We start from the raw sequence: 24,591 nt of genomic DNA on the forward strand, positions 1-24,591 counted from the left end.
GTTTTATTAATTTTATTAATATCAACGACCATTGTTAATAAATTAGCTTAACTGAACATTAATTATTGAATTCACTCAAGGCTGTTAAATACTTGCCATAAACTAAATATGGGGGTAAAACCTGTTAATTCAAGTTTAGGCTAACCATTCACTGTGAAGCTTTTCAGTATCACCTAAGTATTCAAGCACCCACTCAAGCGCTGGCGACATCTTCTCTTGGTTCCATGCTAGACAGCACGGACTAGCATTCTTAGGGTTTTCTAACGTTTTTGAAACTAGTGACCCAGATTGTATAAACGGTTTAGCCAAATTAAGCGGCATATACCCAATACCTGAACCGTCTCTGAAACAATTAATTGCTCTGATCCAATCTGGCACCACTAAGCGACGTTGATTATCCAATAACCAAGTTGTGCGTTTAGGAATTTCTCGTGAGGTATCTTCAAGGCAAATAGAAGGGTACTGGCGTAATTCGTCATCAGTAAGCGGTCGGTCTATTTCTGCCAGTGGATGATTTTTGCTCACTAAGAAAGCCCATTCAATATCACGCATATCTTTATATTGGAATACGCCACCGACAGGAATAGCAGTGGTTGCACCAATAGCAATGTCGCTTCGTCCTGTGGCTAATGCTTCCCACACACCATTAAACACTTCAATGCGAATAATTAATTCAACATCATCGAAGTGGCGATAAAAGTCAGCAATTAATACGCTGATACGATCGGCACGGACAATATTATCTAATGCAATAGATAAGGTTGGCTGCCAACCATTGGCAACACGTTGAGTACTGCGTTTTAAGTCATTCATTTCAGCAAGCAGTTCACGGGCATGTTGCACAAAATGTTTACCTGGCTCTGTCAAGCTAACACTTCGGTGGTGCCTTTCAAACAAAATGACACCAAGTTCATCTTCAATTTGTTTAACGGCATAACTAACGGCTGATGGAACTTTATGCAATTGATTGGCTGCTGCGGTGAAACTACCTACACGAGCGACAATATCGATCATTTCCAATGCTTGTTCTGAAAGCATAGAGGGCTATCCTTTGCTATGAAAAAATATGAATGCAGTCATCAAAAGTAAACGTTTCACAATCATTTTGCAAGTGATTAGACTGCTCGCTGATTTCTAACAGTCCCAATTCGGAATACTTTTTCATATGAACAATGCATCATCAATTACCACTAATTCAAAGCCTGCAAACTTGCAGTACTTTATTCTATTAGGTTACCTAGCACTATTAAGCATGCTTGGCTTTATTGCTACAGATATGTACTTACCTGCTTTTCAAAATATCGCTGACTCATTTTCAACAAGTTTGAATAATGTGGCATTTTCTTTAACGACCTTTCTAGCAGGACTTGCGTTAGGTCAATTGCTATATGGACCTTTAGTTGAAAAGGTGGGTAAACAAAAAGCACTGATTATTGGTCTTAGTTTGTTTGCAGCTGCCAGTGGCGCCATTGTAATGAGCGACTCAATCCTTATGCTCAATATTGCTCGATTTTTCCAAGCATTAGGTGCGTGTAGTGCTGGCGTTATTTGGCAAGCCATTGTGGTTGAGAAGTATGATGCAGAAAAAGCACAGAAAGTATTTTCAAACATTATGCCGCTTGTTGCATTATCACCAGCGGTAGCACCGTTAATTGGTGCATCAATTGTCAGTAACTTTGGCTGGCGCGCAGTATTCATCACTTTAGTGATTGTCGCTTTATTGCTAATTGTTTTAACTAAATGGCTAGTCGCTGGTGAAAGCAAGCAAGCTGAAGTGCAAGAGAGTATTAGTTACAAAAGCATTTTAAAGAACACCCGCTACTTAGGTAATGTGGTTATCTTTGGAGCGTGTTCGGCAGCGTTTTTTAGCTATTTGACCGTTTGGCCAAGTGTGATGATTAAATATGGTTATGAAGCACAGGCAATTGGCTTAAGCTTTATTCCACAAACCATCATGTTTATTGTGGGTGGCTACATGAGTAAAGTGCTCGTTAAAAATTGTGGCGGTTCTAAAGCACTTAACTACTTACTAGGCTTATTCTTCGTTTGTGTTGCAGTCATTGGATTGGTAACGCTAATCATACCTGCGGAAACTATTTTCCCATTGCTTATTGTTTTCTCTGTTTTAGCTGCAGCTAATGGTGCGATCTATCCAATTGTTGTGAACAATGCGTTACAACAGTTCAGCAAAAATGCGACTAAAGCGGCTGGATTACAGAACTTTATTCAAATCGGCATGGCGTTCGGTGCGTCCAGTATTGTAGCTATGTTAGCCCAGTACGCTGAAATGACTATTGGTTTAGGCATTGTATTAAGTGCAATTGGTGTTTTTGTTGGTTACCGTTTATCAAAGCATGATAGCTGGGATTCAGTTAAACAGTGTTTTGTTAAGCCTGATCCTGCTCGAATAGCACTCCATGCTGATAAAAATTCAGCAGATTGATGCTAAGTCAGCCAGTCGTTAAGTTTTTATTAGTTTAGTACTTTACATACAACGCTGAGGACATTATTATTCTCGGCGTTCGGAGAGATGGCAGAGTGGTCGAATGCACCGGTCTTGAAAACCGGCATGGGTTTGTAGCCCATCTAGGGTTCAAATCCCTATCTCTCCGCCATATTTAACGAAAGAGCCCGCTAGCAATAGCGGGCTTTTTTGTATCTGGATTCGAAATTTTAATGAAATGGTTTATAGCGTCCCAATGTAGGGTTCAAATTCCTATCTCTGTGCCATATTTATCGAAAGAGCCCGTTATTGAAAAATAGCGGGCTTTTTTGTATCTGGATTCGAAATTTTAATGAAATGGTTTATAGCGTCCCAATGTAGGGTTCAAATTCCTATCTCTGTGCCATATTTATCGAAAGAGCCCGTTATTGAAAAATAGCGGGCTTTTTTGTATCTGGATTCGAAATTTTAATGAAATGGTTTATAGCGTCCCAATGTAGGGTTCAAATTCCTATCTCTGTGCCATATTTATCGAAAGAGCCCGTTATTGAAAAATAGCGGGCTTTTTTGTATCTGGATTCGAAATTTTAATGAAATGGTTTATAGCGTCCCAATGTAGGGTTCAAATTCCTATCTCTGCGCCATATTTAGAAAAGCCCGTTACTGCAAAGTAACGGGCTTTTTGCTGCTTGAATTTTGGAATATCCTCAACAGGTTTCTAGCCCAATGAATGTAGCGTTTAACCCCGTAGCTCAGCACGATATTTAAAAAGCTTACGAAGTTACTAGCAGGTTTTTATTATTTTAGTTCTGGATAAACTAAATATGGGTTTGTAACATATGATGTAGAGGGAAATGATAAATTGTTAATTAACAACAACTTGTTTTTTTGCTTACTTGTTACTTTGTAAGTTTAGAGAAAGATGATCTATTTCACTTAGTTTGAATTGACTGCTGTAAATTTAGCCTAAGAAGTTTATAATTCATATTGGCGGCTGCACATGTATATATTCTAAATAGTGAGAAACAATATGATTATAGAAAATGTGCTTCCTGAAGATTATTCAGAGATGCTTAATGTTTGGGAAAATTCAGTCCGAGCTACTCATGACTTCATAACAGAAGAAGATATTGAGTTTTTTAAACCCATTATATTGGAACAGGCTTTTCCAGCTGTAACATTAAAATGCATAAAAAATAGTAGCGGCGAGATACTTGGTTTTGTAGGTGTTTATGATGCCAAAGTTGAAATGCTATTTATTTCTAATGCAGAAAGAGGGAAAAGTATCGGTAAGGTTCTTTTGCAGTATGCTATTGAACACCTTGGCGCTAACAAAGTTGATGTTAATGAACAAAACCCATTAGCAGTTGGTTTTTACCAACATATGGGTTTTAAAGTTATATCGCGATCTCCGCTTGATGATATGGGTAAACCATTTCCAATTCTACACATGACGCTTTAAGTCTCGGTTTGTCATAAGCAAATCTGTAAGAAGATACGCCCAAAGCTAATAACTAAGGGCGTTCCGTTATTTGATACTTAATTGGTCATTTACCCCTAGTTTGTAAATCAAATAACGTCATTTATCCGATCTAGTCAGCTAGTTGCCTATACTCTGCCTGTAAACTTTCTAACTTTAATATATAACCGAACTTAAATGAAAAATTTTTCACAACAACTCTAATGCACTGATGCATATCAGTTTAAAATGAATTTCGTTTATTGCAGGTCGTTTATTGCAGGTCGTTTAATCAGGCGGGTACTCATAATTATGAAATATGTAGAGTAAGAATAAACTTTTTGATCCCTATATTTTCCCCAAATGCCAATAATCGTTTTCAATTCCTAAGTCTAACGCATCTATGCTCAAAAATGGGATGTAACGTTTAGCCCCAAGTAATTTGGTTTTAATACCGTAAATTTTTCCATTTCACTCTCAATATAATTGAATTAAACAATTATCTTTGTTACCGGATACCTTAAGCTTGTGTCCAGTGTTACTGAGACATTGCATTTTTGCAGAGAGTTGATTTATTAATCTGCATTTCTCTTAGTGAAATGGGGCAACATCAAAGAATGCAATCGTTATTATGTTACAATCTTAAGCTTGGGATTTGCTTATAGCCTTGATTTTCCTTATTAAGGAGGTATCACAAGCGTTCTAGTGGTGCTGCTAGCTAATCAAACATTAAGCAAAATGGAGTGGTCTTTATATTCGTTAAGCGGATATATGAACATCATAATTTATGAGTTTTAAATCAGACAAATACAGCATAGAATCTACAGATTATCAAATTGGACAAGATAACGTTAATAAATTGGGCATGGATGTCCATAACACCGTTTTTACCGCCTCAGTCGGCTTATCACTTCTGTTCATCATTACCTTATTAATCCTTTCACCAGCAGATGCCAAAGCTGCCATCGATTCAGTAAAAGGTGCTGTGCTTTCAAATTTTGATTTCCTATTTATGTGGGGAGCAAATTTAATGCTGCTGTTTGCAATCGTTATTGCGTTTTCGCCTTTGGGTAAAATTCGATTAGGCGGTGATAAAGCAGAAGCAGATTATTCCATGGTGTCCTGGATAGCCATGCTATTTGCAGCAGGAATGGGGATTGGTTTAATATTTTGGGGCGTTGCAGAGCCAACAGCATTTTTTACTAATTGGTTCGGTACTCCATTGAGTGTTGACCCTTATACTGCCGAAGGTAGAGAAGTTTCATTAGGTGCAACCGCTTTTCACTGGGGTTTCCATGCATGGGCGATATATGGAATGACGGCACTTTGTCTCGCTTATTTTGTTTATAACAAAGGGTTGCCTTTATCAATGCGCTCAGTATTTTACCCATTATTAGGCGATAAAGTCTGGGGTAAAACAGGCGACGTAATTGATGTACTTACTGTATTGGTCACCTTGTTTGGTTTAGCAACATCGCTCGGGTTAGGTGGCACACAAGCAGCAAGTGGCATTAGCCATGTGTTTGGTTTTGAAAATAATATTTTCCTACAGCAAAGTATTATTGCACTCATTATGGGGTTAGCTATTTTCTCGGTATTGCGCGGCATGAATGGAGGCATTAAATTTCTAAGTAATCTGAATATGATTATCGCCTTTATCTTTATCGCGTTTATTACAGTCCTTAACTTCACCACTGTGCTTGATTCATTAGCTACTGCGGTTACTGGTTATGTAAAAAATATTATTCCCTTAAGTCAATCTACTGGGCGTGAAGATACGACTTGGTTACATGGTTGGACGGTATTTTATTGGGCATGGTGGGTGGCATATGCGCCATTTTTCGGCATGTTTGTTGCTCGTATTTCTAAAGGCCGTACTATACGCCAATTCCTGTTATGCGTATTAATTATACCTACACTCGTAACAACAGCATGGATGTCAATATTTGGTGGCGTCGCTATTCAACAGGTTATGGATAAAGTCGGGCAGCTAGGAATCGATCAAGGTATAACAGACGTTTCGTTAAGTTTGTTCTATATGTTAGAGGCTTATCCTCTTGGTAATATTTTATCGCTTATTGCGATCGCACTGATTATTGTGTTCTTCGTTACTACCTTAGATTCGGGCTCTATCGTCATTGACGGTATGACCGCGGGCGGTAAATTACAAGTTCCTGATCGTCAAAAAGTTGTTTGGGTTGTTATTTCAGGTGCAATTGCAATGGTAATGCTGTGGATTGGTGGAACACAGTCAATACAAGCTTTACAGTCTATAACGATTATTGCTGCGTTGCCTTTTACCATAATATTACTTTTAGGCTGCTTTAGTTTGATTAGAGGGTTACTGACTGAAGTTGAGCAGAAAAGTAGATTTGATAAAGCCGATGAAGTCGCTTAGAACAGATATGAAAGTTTGAATAAACCAATGAAGTATACAAGAGCCTGTTTATAACAGGCTCGAAATATAATAAATATATGTTTTAAAACTGGTTTGATGACTTTAATTACAACTGGAATTGGCCAAGTGTTGCTAAAAAAACATCATGATGGCGCTATGTTGAGCAAACAATACCTTTTTTTTAAATTATGCTTTACACCGAACCTCGAGACCCTTATGATTCTCGGCGTTCGGAGAGATGGCAGAGTGGTCGAATGCACCGGTCTTGAAAACCGGCATGGGTTTGTAGCCCATCTAGGGTTCAAATCCCTATCTCTCCGCCATATTTATCGAAAGAGCCCGCTAGCAATAGCGGGCTTTTTTGTGTCTGGATTCGAACTTTTAATGAAATGGTTTGTAGCGTCCCAATGTAGGGGGCAAATTCCTATCTCTGCGCCATATTTATCGAAAGAGCCCGTTATTGAAAAATAGCGGGCTTTTTTGTGTTTGTATTTTGGAGTACTGCCAATTGGTTTGTATCGTCAAAATGTAGGGTTCAAATCCCTATCTCTCCGCCATATTTATCGAAAGAGCCCGTTATTGAATAATAGCGGGCTTTTTTGTGTCTGAATTCGAACTTTTAATGAAATGGTTTGTAGCGTCCAATGTAGGGGGCAAATTCCTATCTCTGCGCCATATTTATCGAAAGAGCCCGTTATCGAAAAAAAGCGGGCTTTTTTGTGTCTGGATTCGAAATTTTAATGAAATGGTTTGTAGCGTCCCAATGTAGGGGGCAAATTCCTATCTCTGCGCCATATTTATCGAAAGAGCCCGTTACTGTAAAATAACGAGCTTTTTTAGTATTTGAGTTCAAGAAAGTTATTAGAATTTATTCGTAAATTGACTATTAAAGTAGTTGACTAGTTTGTGGTATAACAAATTGAATTGCCTTGGGTTTCACTTCAAAACGAACTTGCTCGCAATGATATGGTTCACCATCAAGGTTTAATGGCAAAGTTAACGGGAAGTCGATTTCTAACCAATGGGTTTGAAAGTGAAAACAAAACTCGCCATCGGTGGTAGAGGAGCTGATTTCTTCAATGACTTTTGGTAAGTCTATGGGAGTAAACCCTTTTAATAGCGTGACATCCATTAATCCATCGTTAATTTTGGCATTAGGTGCGAGTACTTGTCCGCCACCAGCTTGGCGTCCATTGCACATTGCGCCTACGACTATATTTCCGCTATAGCTGCCTTTGTCAGTGTTAATAGTACCCTCATAAGGTTTGAAGCCAATGGCTTTAGCTAAACCTGTAAGGGTATACGCACCACCACCTAGAAAGTCTTTTAATTCAACAGGTGTTTCAGCGGTCACTTGTGCGCCAAAGCCTGCAGCTGCGACATTAATGAAGTGGCGATCGTTAGCGGCGATTAAATCGATCGCTGATGCCTCTCCTGTAATTGCAAAGGTTAAAGCTTGAGTAATTCCGGTTGGAATTTGAGCTGACGTTGCAAAGTCATTGGCTGTTCCCAGCGGTAACACGGCAACCTCTGGCAATAACAGTGGCGATTCTTTATGTTGGGCTTGTAGATGCATTAAAGCTGTTACTGCTTCGTTAAGTGAACCATCGCCACCACCAATGATAACTCTATCAAAACCTGCATCCATCGATTCTTGAATCAAACGCTGCATATCAGCGCCTTCCCAAGTGACTTTGACTGCTAAGTCATAACCTTGCTCTCTCAGTGCATAAACAGCATTACGTATTTCCGGTATCCCAGCTTTTTTACCATTAAGAATAAGACTAAACCGTTTTGCTGTCATTGTGTTTTCCTTTTCAAACATTATAAAGAACTCGATCATTTATTTAGTTAACAATTCAGTTGTACCAGTTTCGAGTTGTCACTAGATTAAGTACCACTAAAAGATGTCACAAAAGATGTCAAATATAGGAATTGAGCTGAAATTTATTTAAGTTCATGATTTACTTATGCCACAAAAAAGTTAACAACAAAATGCTAATCGGTTTATTAAAGCGAATTAGTTAAAAATAATAATAAAATTATCACATTGATTAAAGGAAGCCAGACAATGAAAAAAGCTACAATCTCACTTGCTGTTGTACTTGGATTGAGTGCATTAGCCGGTTGTAACAGTGCTAGTACTCAAAGCGAAACCGTAACCGCTGCTGAACAAGTTCAAGTTAATTTTGCGGATTTTTCTGATGGGTTCATTAACGATTTATGGCAATGGTCACCGACTTGGGCACTGTACAGTGGCAAGCATGTTAATGATGGTTACTTAGAAGTGCCAAATGAAGCTGCTCGAGCGAAAACATTAGCGTTTGTAAATACCCAGCAAGCTAAGTTGTCAGCGTTTGATAAAAGCACATTAAGTACCAATGATTTGATTGATTATGAATTAATTTCAAACTTATTAGCCAGTATCAAATGGCAGCAAGAGCGCTTTAAAGCATGGCAGTGGAACCCTTCACAATACAATGTAGCTGGTGGGTTTGCCCAGATCATTAACGAAGATTTTGCCCCTTTGGATGAAAGACTTAAATCTGTAGTGGCTCGTTTAGAAAATGTGCCTGCTTATTACCAAGCTGCGCAAGCAAATATCAACAACCCAACCATCGAGCATACTCAACTTGCGATCATGCAAAACCAAGGTGCTTTTTCAGTACTGTCTGATGATCTTGCTCAAAAAGTTGCGGACTCTGGTTTAACTCAAGCTGACAAAGACCTATTTACTAAGCGTTTTGAACTAGCCAAAGTAGCAGTAACTGAACACATTGAATGGTTAACTCAGCTTGAAGCTAAACTTGAAAAAGAAGGCGCGCGTAGCTTTAGAATTGGTGAGGAATTGTATGAAGAAAAATTTGCCTTAGATATTCAAGCAGGCATGTCAGGCAAAGCACTATTTGAAAAAGCGACTGCTGATAAACATCGCGTGCAAGCGGAAATGGCAAAGATCACCAATGACATTTGGTCTAAGTATATTGATACCCCTAAACCACAAGATGACAATGTGGCCATTAAGCAACTGATCGATGTGTTATCAGTTAAACACGTAAAGCGCGAAGACTTTGTTGATGAAGTCAGAGCACAAATCCCTGAGTTAGTGAAATTCGTCAACGAAAAACAACTGATGACGTTAGATCCTTCAAAACCGTTAGTTGTACGTGAAACCCCAGAGTATATGCGTGGTTTTGCTGGTGCATCAATCAGTGCACCTGGTCCCTACGAAAAGGATGCGAATACCTATTACAATGTGACTCCTCTTGATGGTATGAGTGACGAATCAGCAGAGAGTTATTTGCGTGAATATAACCACTGGATTTTACAAGTGCTCAATATTCATGAAGCGATTCCTGGTCACTACACTCAACTAGTGTATTCAAATGAGTCACCAAGTTTAGTGAAAAGCTTATTCGGTAATGGTGCAATGGTTGAAGGATGGGCGGTTTATACTGAGCGTATGATGCTTGAAGAAGGCTATGGTGATTTTGAACCTGAAATGTGGTTGATGTATTACAAGTGGAACTTACGCGTTATTGCTAACACCATTTTAGATTACAGCATTCAAGTGAATGGCATGACAGAAGAACAGGCTATCGACTTAATGACCAATGAAGCATTCCAGCAACAAGCGGAAGCTGAAGGCAAGTGGCGCCGTGCAACATTAAGCCAAGTTCAATTAACAAGCTACTACTCAGGTTATCGTGAAATTTACGATTTACGAGAAGAGTTAAAGCTAGCTCAAAAAGACGACTTTGATTTGAAAGAGTTCCATGAAAAGTTCTTAAGTTATGGTAGCGCACCTGTTAAGTACATTAAGCAATTGATGACCAATAAATAACTCAGTTTACGGTTAAGTACACATCAAAAAGCCGACTTAATAAAGTCGGCTTTTTTTTCTATATTTCGAGCATATCAATCACTAAATCATTTACATATATTTGAAGTAGATATATGTCATTTAAGTTGATGTTTGTTTGGAATATATAAACTCAACAAAGATAAAATTGCAGCGCATACTACCCAAAACATCACAGTAGTAATTATTATCGTCAATGACGTATCCATCACGCCAAACTCGCTATAAACGATATTAGGTTCAGCTGTAATATTGCCTAGGCCTAACTGAAGCGGAATATTTGCCCAAAATGCTAATGACATAATCAGTAGCACAGGTTCCAGTCCAATCGGAATTAAAATTAGCGCGATCAATGGAGGCGAATTTAGCAACATCGCCAAAATGAAAACTCTTTTGAAAAATAAAGGGTAAGTCATCGTATTCAAGTCCTTTTGAATTAATAGTTAAGCTGGAGAATCGGTAATCAAATAATCAGTGCAGCTATTAAGCGTTTCTATTCATAAATTGGCGCATCATAGTGATAACCTTCGTCTGAGTATGCCGTTACTTTGGCATCTTCTACTAAACCTGATTCAGCTTGAACTTGAGTTTCAAAGAAATGTTGAATTTGCTTTCTACGCCCATGTGCAGCCCAAGATTCGGCATTGTCCCAGATTTCGTTGAATACAATTGGGTATTCGTTTCTGGTTGCACTTGGGTGATCGATTTGTCGAGTCAGCATATATTGAATGCAGCCTTCCTCACGATACGAGTCAGGTTCTAGGGCTTTAAGAATTTCAAACAGTTCAGCTTCTTTGCCTTCTTTAGGCTTAAACTGTGCTAATACGTATACGCGAGTTGTCATGAATGTATCCCTTTAATTTAATAACTAATACAAGATATTAGAGTAATATGACGACAATTGGAACGATGTGGACTCTGCAATGAGGTGGGGTGCCATGTTTAGACAGTTTTTATTAATCAGTAAATAAGATTAAATCTTTAACTGCTGAGGAAAAGATAAGTGATGCAGTGATAAGTAAAGAGTCATTATGTAGTGATATTTATGGCCCGTTCTATAATACAAGCCTGTCATTACAGGCTTGTATTCGACTTAATTCAGCTTATTAACGTTATTATGTTATGAAATAATGCTATGAGTTAGAGACCACTTGATTATGTTTTTGTTCTGATTTAGCTTTCATTCTTAATGCAATATTTACTAATGCTATCAAAACAGGCACTTCGATTAATGGTCCAATAACACCGGCAAACGCTTGGTCAGAATGAATACCAAACACAGCGATGGATACTGCAATGGCGAGTTCAAAGTTGTTACCGGTTGCAGTGAAAGCAATCGAGGCATTTTTGTCATAAGGAATACCCATCTTGTTGCCAATAAAGAAACTGATAAAGAACATTAAAATGAAGTAAATCCCCAGCGGTAAAGCGACTCTGAGTACATCCATTGGTAGCTCAAGGATCATGTCTCCTTTTAAACTGAACATCAATACAATGGTACCCAATAACGCAATTAAGGTCATAGGCGATATCTTCGGGATAAACACTTCGTTGTACCATTGCTCACCTTTACGAGCGACTAAGATTTTACGGCTTAAAAAACCAGCTAAGAAAGGTATACCTAAGTAAATTAGTACACTTTGGGCGATATCAGCCATTGAAATATCAACAACAAAACCTTCGTAGCCAAATATCGGTGGTAAAACAGTGATAAACAACCATGCCATCGCACTGTAAGTTAATATTTGGAATATGCTGTTAATTGCAACAAGTGCTGCACCTAGTTCTTTGTTACCTCCGCCAATATCATTCCAAACAAGCACCATAGCAATACAGCGTGCAATACCAATTAAAATAATGCCAACCATATAACCTGGGTAATCACTTAAAAATGTAATAGCCAGAATAAACATTAAGATTGGGCCAACAATCCAGTTCATGATTAATGAAAGGGTGATAGCTTGTTTATCTTTTGTCACTTTACCTAACAAGCGATAATCTACTTTTGCTAGTGGTGGATACATCATCAAAATAAGACCAATAGCGAGTGGAATGTTAGTACTACCCACGCTCATTGAATTGGTGATTTGTTCGACTTGTGGGAATAGGGCACCAATAGACACACCAAGTGCCATAGCGACAAATATCCATAGGGTTAAGTAGCGATCAAGAAAACTCATTTTCTTGGTGGCTGAGTCTGTATTCATTTCACTCATGGTCAGTTCTCTTTGTTTGTATATTCTAACAATTGCTTCGTTTATCGTCGAAGTACGATATAAGATCTTAAAATCTTCCATAGATATTAAAAGATTTAGTCAAATACTTTGTTTATCAGAATAGTTAAAATAATTGATTAAATTGCTGCTGATAATTATTAAGTGCTTGGCGGTTGATGCGATAACAAATTTTAGGTGGATTCGGTTCAGCACTAATAAAACCTGCTTGTTTTAAAATACGAATATGTTCTGACACAGTGGATTGCGCCAATCCAACTTCGGCTACTAAATCACTACTTAAACAGCCGCCAAGTTTATCTAAGTTAAACAGTATTTTGAGGATCCTTATGCGGGCAGGGTGGGCCATCGCTTTAGCTTGAGCCGCAAATGACTTCTCATCGTTTAATTGCTGCTCTGTGGCTTTAAATGCGAGCGCTGATTTCTGACTGCAATCTTGTGCCATAGCGTAAAATCCTATTGATGTAGATAACGAAAAATCCTATTGATGTAGATGACGTAAAAACTAACCAGCTATATCCAACGTAAATTGGTGTAGAGCTTGTTTTGACTATGACTAAATTCTATAAAACATTTTATAAGTCTAAATAACTTACTCACTATGATTACGAACGGCATACTTGTACTTAGTTATTAGTTGTGACTCATAGTCAATCGTCGATTAACGATTAATATATACCTCTCATCTAATACTTGCAATGATTAATTACTGACTAGAAAAAATCCATTGAATTAACAGATCAAAATAAAGCTTGGTTCGCAAATTTACATTAATTTGCTAGTAATAATAAATTCATGGTGATAATCTAAATGGTAATTGTTCTCGTTTAGATTAAGACCGCTATGAAAAAGATTCTCTTGATTGATCAACAACTCACCAATAGCTTACACCTATGCCAACAAATGGAGTCGATGGGATATGAAATTCACATCGTTGATAATGGCTTTAATGCGCTGGTTGAATTAGAGAGACACGAATTTGAAGTAATTTTATTGGATTACAATGTCCCTAAGATGGATTCTTTTTGGTTACTCATGGCTAAGCACTGTCAAACGCCAGTCATTGTGTTGGCGAACAACAATGTAGATCAAGAGCGCATTAATGCATTTGAACAAGGTGCAGATGATTACATAGCAGCACCTTTTAACGTAAAAGAATTGTTATTGAGAGTAAATGTTTTGCGGCGCCGTAGTGAGAAGGTTGTTCATCAGTCAGATTTTGATGATATTTTATTTGAAGACGTAAATAATACCGTCATGTTAAATACTCAGCATTTAAAACTGACTCAAACTGAATACCGCTTGTTTAAGTACTTATTCCAACGAAAAGGCGAAGTGGTTACTAAAGCTGAGTTGCAAATGCGAGTATTGCACAAAGAATTAGGTGAGTTTGATCGTAACCTTGATATGCACATCAGTAATACACGCCGAAAAATGGCTAAAAAGTCTTTACCACGTGAGTTAATCAACACTGTGCGTGGTAAAGGTTATTGTTTTAGTCCAATTTTGATTTAAAGCTTTTATTACAATGTTATAAGTCGCAGTATTTAAGTTTTTGGCGACAGTCAAACTTACTATGAAGACGACGGACATTGTTTAAAATCATTTAACTGTAAAGATTCTTAGATGCCGAATATCTGTATATTCGGCATTTTTGTATTTGAATCCACTACATTCATTATTGTTAAATAGCCCATACTGTGATGCTTTGTTTGTATCACTGCCATATTATGACTAAAACCTGACATAATTTGAGCAGATGTTTAGCTGTTGTTCACCATTTGATTTTATTGAGTAACGGCATTTGATAAGATGCAGGCATAAAAATCGATAATAACCTTACATAAGGAAGTCCTATGCGTATTAGCGCGAATTTTGATGGTGGTAACATTGAGACTATCAATCTAGACAAGCACGATGACATTCAATTGGCTATCAGACCTGATGAAGGCGGCGAGTTCTATCAATGGTTTAACTTCCGAATGGAGGGTGACATCGGCCAAACTTATAATTTAAACATTATGAATGCTGGTTCTGCATCATACCCTAAAGGTTGGGAAGACTATCAAGCAGTAGCGAGTTACGATCGCCAACACTGGTTCCGTCTACCAACTAGCTACCAAGACGGCAAGCTAACGATTCAAGTTGACTTAGACTGCGAAGCAATTCAAATTGCGTACTTTGCACCATACAGCTATGAGCGTCATTTAGATTTAATTAGTTCAGTGCAATTGCACCCATCTGTAAGCCTTGAAAACTTAGGTTTAACTCTTGATGGCCGTGACATGAGCTTACTTAAAATAGGTGATAACGACCCAGCTAAAAAGAACATTTGGATTACAGCAAGACAGCATCCAGGTGAAACAATGGCTGAGTGGTTAATTGAAGGTCTATTAAACCAATTGTTAGATAGTGATTGCCCAACAGCGAAACTGTTACTGGATAAAGCCAACTTTTACATTGTGCCAAACATGAATCCAGATGGCAGTGTAAGAGGCCATTTACGCACCAATGCTGTAGGTACTAACTTAAACCGTGAGTGGCAGTCGCCTAGTTTAGAGCGAAGCCCTGAAGTGTATTACGTTACTAATAAGATGAAAGAGACAGGTGTAGATTTATTCTATGATGTCCACGGTGATGAAGGCCTACCTTATGTGTTTGTTGCAGGCTGTGAAGGCGCACCAAATTACACTCCACATATGGCCAAGTTACAAGAACAGTTCCTTGTTGCGTTAGGAATGGCTAGTGCTGATTTCCAAACTAAATATGGTTATGACAAAGATGAGCCTGGTAAAGCGAACTTAACGGTCGGTTCTAACTGGGTAGGTAATACATTTAAATGTCTTGCAAACACGTTAGAAATGCCATTTAAAGACAACGACAACTTACCAGATCCTGTTGTAGGTTGGTCTCCAGCACGTTGTGAATACCTAGGTGAAGCATCGCTAGTGGCTATGCTTGCTGTTGTTGATAATTTAACAGAGTAGTCAAGTTATGGCGTTAATTGAATGCCCTTCATGTCAAAAGCGTATTTCCAGTAAAGCGAAAGAATGTTCTCATTGCCGTTCTAAAACTGACGGTGATAATGAATCTGTTCGTATTATTAGTCATATTCAGCAATCAAATAAGTTAATGACCCAGAGCTTTGTGTTTTTAACTTTATTTATTGCAGGTGTGTTGATTTGGTTTTGGGGCGGTGAAACTGCAACCGGTATTCAGTCTCATATAGCAACTGGCTGCTTTGTTTTTGGTTTTGTTGGCTATAGTGTTACTCGTGCCAGAATTGTATTACACAAACGGAAAAGCGTATGAATGATATCAATAAAGTCATCGATGATATGCCTGAAGAAGTTTACCATCGCCTGCGTTCAGCCGCTGAAACAGGAAAGTGGGACGACGGTACAGTGTTATCTGATGAGCAAAAAGAATCAACTTTGCAGGTCGTTATGCTTTATCAAGCTCGTAAATTAACCCAAACAGATCATTTTACAATTGGTGCTGGTGGTAAAATTAATGAGTTGTCTAAGTCAGAACTCAAAAAGGAATTTCGCGGTGAATCGATTGCCGAATTTAAAGAATCTGATATTTAGTCATTAGCATAAAGCTTGCAATGAATTAATTGCTTAGCAAAATAAAAAAGCCGCATCCATGAATGCGGTTTTTTATCATATATTAACAGAGGTTTAAATTAGGCTTGATGGGTTATTCGGTTAATTCGCCTAATAAGTTTTTCTTCATCGCTGATTTTACTTCACTTGCAGTTAAATTTTTTGATAGTAAATAATGAAGTTTAGCTAATGCCGCTTCGATGGTCATATCGGAGCCGCTGATCACCCCAGCTTGTTCCAAAGCATTACCGGTTGCATAACCGCCCATGTTGACTTTACCTTGGAAACATTGCGTTAAGTTAACAATGACAATTCCACGTTCATCAGCTTGCTTTAACGTATCTAATAGCGCTTTGTCTTGCGGGGCATTACCGACGCCAAAAGTTAGTAGGATTAATGCTTTGACAGGCTGCATTAAGATATTGGCAAAAATTTCAGTAGATATTCCTGGATAAAGTGTAATCACTCCCACAGGCTGTGGGCTGATGTTAATGACTTCAAGAGGCATTAATGGTGCTTCATTGGGTACAGTGACTTTACCAGCTCTCAGGTTAATTTTTATTCCAGCTTCCAGTAATAGCGGGAAATTAGGAGATGCAAAGGCATCAAAACCATCAGCGTGGGCTTTGGTTGAGCGGTTACCACGAAACAGTTTGTTATTAAAAAATAAGCAGACTTCAGCAACTGGGTAATTTGCTGCGATATACAGTGAGTTAAGTAAGTTAGTTTGGCCATCTGACCGAAGCTGAGCTAACGGTATTTGCGAACCAGTCACAATCACAGGCTTTGATAGGCCTTGCAGCATAAATGACAATGCAGAGGCGGTATACGCCATGGTGTCCGTGCCATGCAAGATGACAAAGCCATCATACTTGTCGTAATTGTCTTTAATGTCGTTAGCAATAAGTTGCCAGTCTGTCGGAGCCATATTAGATGAGTCAATTAACGGCGAGTACTCATTAATAACAAAGCTTGGCATCTCTTCATGATAAAACTCAGGCATAGATTTTACGCAGTCAGTTAAAAAGCCTGCCACGGGTGCAAAGCCGTGGTCAGTTTTGCGCATACCTATGGTACCGCCTGTGTAGGCGACATATATAGAACGTTTTGTCATTGAAGTCGGATCTCAGAGCTGGAAATTATCAGATCTGCAAATTATACGTCTTCGATTAACTAAAACCCAATAAAAATGCCCGCAATGCGGGCATTTTTGAATATTATTCAATTTGAGCAGTTCAACCTAACAAAACTTGAGCTTTGTGCTGGCCAAAATTCAGCTAACTGTTGCCCATAATTGCTGTAATTGAAGTACTAGTAATTACAGTGTTCGCAATATAGGTACATGCCATTAGGGTCATCAAACATGGTGAACTCTTCAACTACAGATGACCATTCGCTGAATAGCTGTTCAAGCATTGGAGATTGCGTCGAAGCAGCAGGCAGGTATGGTGATGCTGTCGCTAACATTTTCTGCACAAATACTTCTTCGGTTGAGAGTTCTCTTTCAATTATTTTAGTATCAAATTTTTCGATTTTAGCAAGTGTAGCTGCTTTTGTTACAGCGCTATCGATATCTCCTAGTTCGTCAACCAAACCCAGTTCAACAGCGCGCGTACCAGACCAAACACGGCCTTGAGCGATACGGTCAACTTGTTCTAGGCTCATATTACGCTCTTCAGCTACTAATGAGATAAATTCATGATAGCCATGTTCGATGTGACGTTGTACAACGGCTGATACGTTCGGATCTAAAGCGCGTGTTGCTGAAATACCAGCCCATTCTGAGGTTGAAACACCATCAGAATTAATGCCCCAATTTGAAAGAGCTTTCTCAAAGGTGGCAAACATACCAAAAATACCAATTGAACCGGTTAATGTCGTTGGCGTAGCGTAAATATAATCAGCACTGGCTGAAATCCAATAGCCACCAGATGCAGCAAGGCTACCCATACTCACTACAACAGGTTTACCTGCATCTTTTAATGCAATAACTTCTTGGCGGATTTTCTCTGAAGCAAATGCGCTACCACCTGGGCTGTCAACTCTTAAGACTACGGCTTTAACTTTATCATCAAAGCGGGCTTTTTTAAGAAGTGCTGAGGTGCTTTCTCCACCGATTTGACCTGCTTGTTGCTTGCCGTTAAGAATATTACCTTTAGCCACAATTATGCCAACAGAATCTTGTTCGATTAAGCTAGGGATTGGTTTTACTGCAGCATAATAATCAGAGAATGAAATTTGCTTATATGATTCGCCATCTTTATTAGTACCAACTCTTTCTACCATTGCTAAACGGAATGCTTCATCAGATACCAGTTCATCAACCCATTTCATATTCATGGCTAATTGCGCAGAGTCCCCAGATACATTATCAAGTTTGCTTAAGTAGCGTTGCGGACTTAATACAATGTCGTTTTCGTTAATGTTACGGTTTGTCGCCACTATAGATTCATAGTTTTGCCAAATATCATTCAGTAACGCACTGCTTGCTTCTTTAGCAGGGGCTGACATGTCATCACGAATGAAAGGTTCAACTGCAGACTTGAAGGTACCAACACGGAACACGTGGGTACTGACATTTAATTTTTCTAGTGCAGATTTATAAAATAAACGGTAACTACTTAAGCCTTCCAGAGACACAGCACCTTTATTGTTGAGATAAATGCTATTGGCGTAACTGGCGAGGAAGTATTGGTTTTGCTCATAAGAGTTACCAAAGGCAACAACCGTTTTGCCAGCTTCTTTAAACTCATTAAGGGCGTTACCTATGGCAGTCATTTTACTGATCCCGCCAGCACGTAGGTTACTCATTTGGAGAACTATAGTATTGATGCGTGGGTCTTGGGTGGCACTTTCTATGACATAAATAATGTCTGAAAGCAGCACTTCGCCTTCAGGATCATTACTCTTACCTTGTTTGAATAGGGCTTCTATAGGGTCTACATGACGCTTTTGATCAACGATGCTGCCAGCAAGGTTTAACACTAAAGCAGATTGATCTTCAACAACGATTTCATCCTCTGCGCTTAGTGCTACAACAATAATGGCAATGAAACCGAAAAAGATTAAGTTAAGGATGATTTTGCGAATACCGTTAATGGTTTTCCAAATCAGGGTAAAAATTCGTTTTATAATTGATGGTTTGGCGGACATTAGCCACTCCTATAACATTCTAATACTGTAATGCTAACTGATTATGACCGGCTTTGGTAAATTGAATTGTAACGGTTTTTAACAATAGCCTTGTTAAAGCATTGAGCTTATTAATTACACGTTGTATGCTAGTTTAAATCACTTGTTTAAAAAGGATGTTTGAATGTCGTTCCCACATTTATTAGAACCCTTAGATTTAGGCTTCACTCAGTTAAAAAACAGAGTACTGATGGGCTCAATGCACACAGGTCTAGAAGAAGAAAAGGGCGGATTTGAGAAACTGGCCGCATTTTATAAAGAACGAGCAGCGGGTGGCTGTGGTTTAATTGTCACTGGCGGTATTGCACCGAATTTTCGTGGTCGCTTAGCGCCACATGCTTGTCAATTAAGTTTTCCTTGGCAAGTTCGTAAACATCGCATTGTAACTGACGCCGTGCATGAAGCAGACGGGAAAATCTGTATGCAAATATTGCATGCCGGTCGTTATGGTTATCATCCCTTTACTCAAGCTCCGAGTAAAATTAAGTCTCCTATTACTCCGTTTACCCCTTCTAAAATGTCTGCAAGACAGGTTAGAGGGACAATAGACGATTACGCTACTAGCGCCAAACTTGCTAAAAAAGCGGGTTATGACGGCGTTGAAGTCATGGGCTCAGAAGGTTACTTGATCAATCAATTTATTAGTTCGCGTACTAACAAACGTACAGATGAGTGGGGTGGTGGATTTATTCAACGCGCACGTTTTCCACTTGAAATCATTAAAGCGATACGCGAAAAAGTTGGGGATGATTTTATCATCATTTTCCGTCTTTCAATGCTGGATTTAGTTGACAACGGTTCGACTTGGGATGAAGTCGTTAAACTGGCTAAATGGCTTGAAAGAGCGGGTGTGACCATCATCAATACCGGTATTGGTTGGCATGAAGCGCGTGTTCCAACTATTTCTACAAGTGTTCCTCGCGGTGCATTTTCTTGGGTCACTGAAAAATTAAAATCTGAAGTATCGGTGCCTCTGATTGCTACAAACCGTATTAATACGCCAGAAATTGGTGAGTCCATTATAGCTTCTGGACAAGCTGATATGGTGTCGATGGCGCGTCCTTTCCTTGCTGATGCTGAGTTTGTAAACAAGGCCGCTGCAGGAACCAGTGAGTTAATTAATACCTGTATTGGCTGTAACCAAGCTTGTTTAGATCATACTTTCTCGCTAAAGCGTGCCACGTGTTTGGTTAACCCTCGTGCATGTTATGAAACCGAAATTAATTTCTCTCCTACAAGCAATAAAAAACGTTTAGCTGTTATGGGCGCAGGCCCTGCAGGTATGGCGTTTTCAGTTTATGCAGCATCTCGTGGGCATGAAGTGGTCGTTTTTGAAGCTAAATCTGAAGTTGGCGGCCAATTTAACTTAGCCCGTAAAATTCCTGGTAAAGAAGAGTTTGATGAAACAATCCGCTATTTCACTAATCAAATGAAACTGCATAATGTTGAATTACGCCTTAACACACGATTAGATGCGGAAGTGTTTGTTCAAGAAAAATTTGATGAAGTGATTATCGCATCCGGTGTAGTACCTCGTTCACTAGATTTGCCAGGTTTTGATAATCCAAGAGTGGTTGATTATCAGCAGGTTCTGAAAGGTGAAGTATATATTGGCGAAAGGGTCGCCTTAATTGGCGCTGGCGGGATCGGTTTTGATATAGCCCACTTCTTATGTGAGCAAGAGTCAACCACATTACAACCAGATAAATGGCTTAAACAATGGGGAATTGATAAAGACTACGAACACGCTGGCGGTTTAATGGATGTTCAGCCACATAAACCATTACGTGAAGTGCACTTACTGCAACGTAAAACCACTAAAATGGGTAAAGGCTTAGGCAAAACAACGGGTTGGATCCACCGTAGTGTATTGAAACAGCACCAAGTTAAAATGAAAACTGGTGTCAGTTACGAAAAGTTTGATGAGCAAGGCTTACATATTAAAGTTGGTGAACAATCTGAAGTTCTCGCTGTTGATAATGTCGTCTTGTGTGCAGGCCAAGAGTCTAACCGCAGTTTAGTTGATGATATGAAAGCGACCGGACTTCCAGTCCACCTAATTGGTGGGGTTGATGTTGCTGCTGAACTTGATGCAAAACGTGCTATTCGACAAGGTGCTGAGTTAGCGATGACGATTTAACTCTGTATTAAATTGCTTATTGTGTCGATAAAACCTAGCATTTTGCTAGGTTTTTTGTTTTTGAAAGTTTATAAGTGTCATGTTAGCACTCATAATTTATTATTAGTGCTAAAAACTGATATTAATGCTCAAAACTGATATTAGAGCTCAAAACTAATATTAGTGCTCAAGTGTCCTACGGGAAGTAATATTTGAACCAGCAAACAATACAAAACTTGTTCGATGACTCAGTAAAAAAGATACATCAAGATCAAAACTTAAGTTTCAGTGTCAGCAGTCCAAGCGTAAACCAATTTAATGAGCTCAGAAAAGATGCTGGCTGGGGTGAAATGGCCGTTGCCTTGGCGCAGTTTAGTCTGATTAATTCTATATTCCATATTGGTATTTACAGTGATGTAGCGTTGTTAGCTTATGGCAGAGTGATTGGTGATGGAGCATTATTTTTTATATGCAGGATATGATGGTAATTCAAGCGAAACAGAGCAAAAGTTTCGTGGCGTTATTATGCAAGCTATTAAATCTTACCTTTCTAATACAGTAAATAAAGGCGCAACGGTCGGTTATTATCAGTAAAAGGTAAAGAGTCTTTCTATTAAGGTTATGGTTATACAACTAGAGATGGCATTAATTTAGGTCTTGGTATGTGCAAATTTTATTGATACTTTTTGTATTAAGTTTTTGCTTACTTATTTTTATGATTGATTTAACTTATTTTTATAGGATATAGAAATGTCTAACGTTGTGATTACAGGTGCCAATAGAGGCATTGGTTTAGCATTAGCAAGTTTGTTTAAACAACAAGGATTCAAGGTTTTTGGATTATGTCGCCACACTTCTGATGAACTAGAAGCATTAGATATTAATGTGATTACTCAAATTGATGTCGCTACCGATGAAGGTATCCATAACATGCACACTTCATTAGCAGGTGTTGCTATCGATATTTTAATTTGTAATGCGGGTATTTTACGGGATGAGCAATTATCTCATCTAAATTTAGATACCATCAGACAACAGTTTGAAGTTAATGCTGTTGCGCCGTTAAGGGTTGTTGCTAGTTTACAAAATCAACTTAATGCGGGTGGTAAAGTCGCTATGATCACTTCGCGTATGGGGTCAATTGAAGATAATACTTCTGGTGGACGCTATGGATACCGGATGTCGAAAGCGGCGTTAAATGCGGCCTCTATGTCTTTAAGCCACGACTTATCTGATAAGAATATTGCAGTGGGAATTTATCATCCAGGTTACGTGCAAACGGATATGGTGAACCATGGTGGTGATATTTCGGCCATAGAATCTGCAGGCCGAATTGTGAGTCTCATTAATGATTTAGATATGGACTCGTCAGGTGTATTTAAGCACTCTAACGGTCAAACATTACCTTGGTAAGATAATGTTGTTTGAATTATCGAAGAGGGCGTTTGATCTCTATATTAAATTACATTTTTAATTTTTATCAACAGTAAATTCTCGTAAGTGTCTTAGTTCTCAATTTCAAAAATCTTGTTTTATTTTGTCTATTAAGTGACTGTTTTATGTACTACTTAGGTTTGAATTTAAGTTTGATTACAGACTCTTTGTTTATTCTTTAGGGCTAAAAATTATATTAAGCAGATTTTTGGCGATTGTTTGTGCAATAATTTTTATTTTATTTGCACAGTAACTTGCCAAATACTGACAAGGTAGGAAGTGATGACGATGAAAAGTGACTCTACGGAGAAAGCTCCGGGATTACTAGGTAGAGCGTTAGATAGCATTGAGAGAGTGGGAAATAAACTCCCAGATCCGGCTATGTTATTTTTAATTTTAATGTTTGCAGTTTGGGTTATTTCAGCATTGCTTTCGGGCGTTAATTTTGAAGCAATCGATCCAAGAACCAATAACCCTATTGAGGTTAATAATTTATTAAGTGCAGATGCGTTAACGCACTTTTTGACTTCGATGGTGACTACTTTTACTGCATTTGCTCCTTTAGGTGTTGTATTAGTTGCTATGTTAGGTGTGGGTATTGCTGAGCAGTCTGGCTTTATCAATACTGCATTGAAGCAAATGCTTAAAGTGACTCCTGCAAAGTTTTTAACACCAGCAGTTGTGCTTGTAGGTATTATTTCACATACCGCAACTGATGCAGGCTACGTGGTGGTTATACCGTTAGCTGGCGTTATCTTCTTTACTGTAGGTCGTCATCCTTTAGCAGGTATTGCTGCTGCGTTTGCCGGTGTTTCTGGCGGATTTTGTGCTAACTTTATCCCATCTGGCATCGATCCTTTACTGCAGAGTTTTACCCAAGCGGCTGCGCAAATTGTTGACCCAGAGATTCAAGTTAATCCGTTAAACAACTGGTTCTTTGCTGCATCTTCATGTATTCCGATTACGCTAGTTATTTGGTATTTAACGGATAAAATTCTTGAGCCAAGACTCAATAAATCCCATAAAGTTAACCGTGATGAAGTTGACTTACCGGCGATGGATGAAGCTAGCGATAAAGAAATGAAAGCTTTTAGAATCGCTTCAGCTGTGATGTTAGCCGCAATAGTCGGTTTCTTTTCATTAACGATTCCTGAAACGTCTACGCTGCGTGATGCCAATGGATCGCTAACGAGCTTTAGTGCCCCATTGATGCAATCAATTGTGCCGTTAATTTTCATCTTCTTTATGTTACCAGGTTTAGTTTATGGCTACATGACAGGCAGCTTTAAAACATCGTCAGATGTTGTGCAGGCAATGTCGAAGTCAATGAGTGGTATGTCTCATTATATTGTGATGGCATTTTTCTGTGCTCAGTTTGTAGCGGCTTTTTCTGCTTCAAACTTGGGAGCCTTAATCGCTGTTGAAGGCGCAGGTGGTCTCAAAGCATTAAATTTACCTGCAGAAGTGACCGTTGTTGGGATGATTATCTTAGTCGGTTTTGTAAACCTGTTTGTTGGTTCTTCATCAGCTAAATGGGCGTTAATCGGTCCTGTGTTAGTACCAATGTTAATGCAGTTAAATATCAGTCCTGACTTATCGCAAGCGGCTTATCGTATTGGCGATTCAAGCTCAAATATCATTACGCCACTTATGCCTTATTTCCCTCTGGTTGTTGTTTACTGTCAGCGCTATGTAAAGGGAATTGGGATTGGAACCTTGATTTCGATGATGCTGCCATTTAGCTTGGCGTTATTATCGATCTGGAGTGCTTGGCTATTAATTTATTGGTCAATTGGTTTTCCTTTAGGTTTAGGTGCGAGTTACACCTACGGATAATTTATC

General features: G+C 38.7%; 20 protein-coding genes and 2 tRNA genes. 14 read left to right on the top strand and 8 right to left on the bottom strand.

The genetic code is table 11. From position 1 onward, the window contains the following. Positions 1 to 135: 135 nt before the first annotated feature. Entirely contained in the window at positions 136 to 1,038 is a 903-nt protein-coding gene (punR, locus tag QPX86_RS09880) for a DNA-binding transcriptional activator PunR (RefSeq protein WP_220754259.1), read from the bottom strand. Positions 1,039 to 1,165: 127 nt separating this feature from the next. Here punR and punC point away from each other — a divergent pair, with 127 nt between their 5' ends. From punC to QPX86_RS09905, 5 genes are all read left to right on the top strand, one after another. Continuing rightward, complete coding sequence (gene punC, locus QPX86_RS09885) at positions 1,166 to 2,443, top strand: purine nucleoside transporter PunC (protein ID WP_220754258.1); 1,278 nt, start codon at positions 1,166 to 1,168, stop codon at positions 2,441 to 2,443. Between the two features lie 81 nt (positions 2,444 to 2,524). Continuing rightward, positions 2,525 to 2,615: transfer RNA gene (locus QPX86_RS09890), tRNA-Ser, on the top strand. Between the two features lie 858 nt (positions 2,616 to 3,473). Beyond that, positions 3,474 to 3,905 carry a GNAT family N-acetyltransferase gene (locus QPX86_RS09895; protein WP_220754257.1) on the top strand — a complete coding sequence of 144 codons (432 nt, stop codon included), beginning with the start codon at positions 3,474 to 3,476 and terminating at the stop codon, positions 3,903 to 3,905. 784 nt (positions 3,906 to 4,689) lie between these two features. Then, positions 4,690 to 6,300, top strand: coding sequence for a BCCT family transporter (locus QPX86_RS09900; protein ID WP_285165076.1), 1,611 nt, complete (start codon positions 4,690 to 4,692; stop codon positions 6,298 to 6,300). A gap of 232 nt (positions 6,301 to 6,532) precedes the next feature. Beyond that, positions 6,533 to 6,623 (top strand) — tRNA-Ser (locus QPX86_RS09905). A 563-nt stretch (positions 6,624 to 7,186) separates the two neighbouring features. Here the strand turns inward: QPX86_RS09905 and yegS are convergent. Continuing rightward, complete coding sequence (yegS, locus tag QPX86_RS09910; RefSeq protein WP_285165077.1) at positions 7,187 to 8,104, bottom strand: lipid kinase YegS; 918 nt, start codon at positions 8,102 to 8,104, stop codon at positions 7,187 to 7,189. A 267-nt stretch (positions 8,105 to 8,371) separates the two neighbouring features. Between yegS and QPX86_RS09915 the strand changes: the two genes are divergently transcribed. Further along, a complete protein-coding gene (locus QPX86_RS09915; protein ID WP_285165078.1) occupies positions 8,372 to 10,144 on the top strand; it encodes a DUF885 domain-containing protein in 1,773 nt (590 codons plus the stop codon). Between the two features lie 116 nt (positions 10,145 to 10,260). Here QPX86_RS09915 and QPX86_RS09920 read toward each other — a convergent pair whose 3' ends face one another. From QPX86_RS09920 to QPX86_RS09935, 4 genes are all read right to left on the bottom strand, one after another. Continuing rightward, positions 10,261 to 10,578, bottom strand: a complete 318-nt coding sequence (locus QPX86_RS09920) for a hypothetical protein (protein ID WP_285165079.1) — start codon at positions 10,576 to 10,578, stop codon at positions 10,261 to 10,263. Between the two features lie 77 nt (positions 10,579 to 10,655). Next, positions 10,656 to 11,006, bottom strand: a complete 351-nt coding sequence (locus tag QPX86_RS09925; RefSeq protein WP_220754225.1) for a putative quinol monooxygenase — start codon at positions 11,004 to 11,006, stop codon at positions 10,656 to 10,658. Positions 11,007 to 11,295: 289 nt separating this feature from the next. Further along, positions 11,296 to 12,378: an ACR3 family arsenite efflux transporter gene (arsB, locus tag QPX86_RS09930; RefSeq protein ID WP_285165080.1), complete on the bottom strand. Its 1,083-nt coding sequence runs from the start codon at positions 12,376 to 12,378 to the stop codon at positions 11,296 to 11,298. Between the two features lie 124 nt (positions 12,379 to 12,502). Then, positions 12,503 to 12,841, bottom strand: a complete 339-nt coding sequence (locus QPX86_RS09935; protein ID WP_220754224.1) for an ArsR/SmtB family transcription factor — start codon at positions 12,839 to 12,841, stop codon at positions 12,503 to 12,505. Positions 12,842 to 13,239: 398 nt separating this feature from the next. Between QPX86_RS09935 and QPX86_RS09940 the strand changes: the two genes are divergently transcribed. The 4 genes from QPX86_RS09940 to QPX86_RS09955 all read left to right on the top strand — a co-directional run bounded on the left by QPX86_RS09940 (position 13,240) and on the right by QPX86_RS09955 (position 15,986). Continuing rightward, the gene (locus QPX86_RS09940) at positions 13,240 to 13,911 is read left to right on the top strand and encodes a response regulator transcription factor (RefSeq protein WP_285165081.1); all 672 of its coding nucleotides are present in this window, start codon (positions 13,240 to 13,242) and stop codon (positions 13,909 to 13,911) included. Positions 13,912 to 14,252: 341 nt separating this feature from the next. Then, entirely contained in the window at positions 14,253 to 15,383 is a 1,131-nt protein-coding gene (locus QPX86_RS09945; protein ID WP_220754222.1) for a M14 family metallopeptidase, read from the top strand. Positions 15,384 to 15,390: 7 nt separating this feature from the next. Further along, complete coding sequence (locus QPX86_RS09950) at positions 15,391 to 15,708, top strand: zinc ribbon domain-containing protein (protein ID WP_285165082.1); 318 nt, start codon at positions 15,391 to 15,393, stop codon at positions 15,706 to 15,708. Then, a complete protein-coding gene (locus QPX86_RS09955; protein WP_220754220.1) occupies positions 15,705 to 15,986 on the top strand; it encodes a YeaC family protein in 282 nt (93 codons plus the stop codon). Before QPX86_RS09950 ends, QPX86_RS09955 begins: the two co-directional genes overlap by 4 nt. Before the next feature lie 112 nt (positions 15,987 to 16,098). On the opposite strand, the gene ansA is transcribed toward QPX86_RS09955, so the two are convergent. Together ansA and sppA are read right to left on the bottom strand one after the other, a co-directional pair. After that, positions 16,099 to 17,118, bottom strand: a complete 1,020-nt coding sequence (gene ansA / locus QPX86_RS09960; RefSeq protein ID WP_285165083.1) for an asparaginase — start codon at positions 17,116 to 17,118, stop codon at positions 16,099 to 16,101. Positions 17,119 to 17,315: 197 nt separating this feature from the next. Further along, a complete protein-coding gene (gene sppA / locus QPX86_RS09965) occupies positions 17,316 to 19,157 on the bottom strand; it encodes a signal peptide peptidase SppA (protein ID WP_285165084.1) in 1,842 nt (613 codons plus the stop codon). A gap of 163 nt (positions 19,158 to 19,320) precedes the next feature. On the opposite strand from sppA, the gene QPX86_RS09970 reads away from it, so the two are divergent. From QPX86_RS09970 to QPX86_RS09985, 4 genes are all read left to right on the top strand, one after another. Continuing rightward, positions 19,321 to 21,336 (top strand): NADPH-dependent 2,4-dienoyl-CoA reductase, encoded by a 2,016-nt coding sequence (locus QPX86_RS09970; protein WP_285165085.1) that lies wholly within the window; start codon positions 19,321 to 19,323, stop codon positions 21,334 to 21,336. A 191-nt stretch (positions 21,337 to 21,527) separates the two neighbouring features. Next, positions 21,528 to 21,797, top strand: coding sequence for a hypothetical protein (locus tag QPX86_RS09975; protein WP_285165086.1), 270 nt, complete (start codon positions 21,528 to 21,530; stop codon positions 21,795 to 21,797). A gap of 268 nt (positions 21,798 to 22,065) precedes the next feature. Then, positions 22,066 to 22,728 (top strand): SDR family oxidoreductase, encoded by a 663-nt coding sequence (locus tag QPX86_RS09980; RefSeq protein WP_220755648.1) that lies wholly within the window; start codon positions 22,066 to 22,068, stop codon positions 22,726 to 22,728. Positions 22,729 to 23,037: 309 nt separating this feature from the next. Beyond that, entirely contained in the window at positions 23,038 to 24,585 is a 1,548-nt protein-coding gene (locus tag QPX86_RS09985) for an AbgT family transporter (protein WP_285165158.1), read from the top strand. The last annotated feature ends 6 nt before the right edge of the window (positions 24,586 to 24,591 follow it).

The sequence above is a fragment of the Shewanella goraebulensis genome, assembly GCF_030252245.1.
Classification (GTDB): domain Bacteria; phylum Pseudomonadota; class Gammaproteobacteria; order Enterobacterales; family Shewanellaceae; genus Shewanella; species Shewanella goraebulensis.

Coding starts and splice junctions, on each gene's coding strand:
- punR (WP_220754259.1), bottom strand. CDS start 1,038: ATGCTTTCAGAACAAGCATTGGAAATGATCGATATTGTCGCTCGTGTA.
- punC (WP_220754258.1), top strand. CDS start 1,166: ATGAACAATGCATCATCAATTACCACTAATTCAAAGCCTGCAAACTTG.
- QPX86_RS09895 (WP_220754257.1), top strand. CDS start 3,474: ATGATTATAGAAAATGTGCTTCCTGAAGATTATTCAGAGATGCTTAAT.
- QPX86_RS09900 (WP_285165076.1), top strand. CDS start 4,690: ATGAGTTTTAAATCAGACAAATACAGCATAGAATCTACAGATTATCAA.
- yegS (WP_285165077.1), bottom strand. CDS start 8,104: ATGACAGCAAAACGGTTTAGTCTTATTCTTAATGGTAAAAAAGCTGGG.
- QPX86_RS09915 (WP_285165078.1), top strand. CDS start 8,372: ATGAAAAAAGCTACAATCTCACTTGCTGTTGTACTTGGATTGAGTGCA.
- QPX86_RS09920 (WP_285165079.1), bottom strand. CDS start 10,578: ATGACTTACCCTTTATTTTTCAAAAGAGTTTTCATTTTGGCGATGTTG.
- QPX86_RS09925 (WP_220754225.1), bottom strand. CDS start 11,006: ATGACAACTCGCGTATACGTATTAGCACAGTTTAAGCCTAAAGAAGGC.
- arsB (WP_285165080.1), bottom strand. CDS start 12,378: ATGAGTGAAATGAATACAGACTCAGCCACCAAGAAAATGAGTTTTCTT.
- QPX86_RS09935 (WP_220754224.1), bottom strand. CDS start 12,841: ATGGCACAAGATTGCAGTCAGAAATCAGCGCTCGCATTTAAAGCCACA.
- QPX86_RS09940 (WP_285165081.1), top strand. CDS start 13,240: ATGAAAAAGATTCTCTTGATTGATCAACAACTCACCAATAGCTTACAC.
- QPX86_RS09945 (WP_220754222.1), top strand. CDS start 14,253: ATGCGTATTAGCGCGAATTTTGATGGTGGTAACATTGAGACTATCAAT.
- QPX86_RS09950 (WP_285165082.1), top strand. CDS start 15,391: ATGGCGTTAATTGAATGCCCTTCATGTCAAAAGCGTATTTCCAGTAAA.
- QPX86_RS09955 (WP_220754220.1), top strand. CDS start 15,705: ATGAATGATATCAATAAAGTCATCGATGATATGCCTGAAGAAGTTTAC.
- ansA (WP_285165083.1), bottom strand. CDS start 17,118: ATGACAAAACGTTCTATATATGTCGCCTACACAGGCGGTACCATAGGT.
- sppA (WP_285165084.1), bottom strand. CDS start 19,157: ATGTCCGCCAAACCATCAATTATAAAACGAATTTTTACCCTGATTTGG.
- QPX86_RS09970 (WP_285165085.1), top strand. CDS start 19,321: ATGTCGTTCCCACATTTATTAGAACCCTTAGATTTAGGCTTCACTCAG.
- QPX86_RS09980 (WP_220755648.1), top strand. CDS start 22,066: ATGTCTAACGTTGTGATTACAGGTGCCAATAGAGGCATTGGTTTAGCA.
- QPX86_RS09985 (WP_285165158.1), top strand. CDS start 23,038: ATGAAAAGTGACTCTACGGAGAAAGCTCCGGGATTACTAGGTAGAGCG.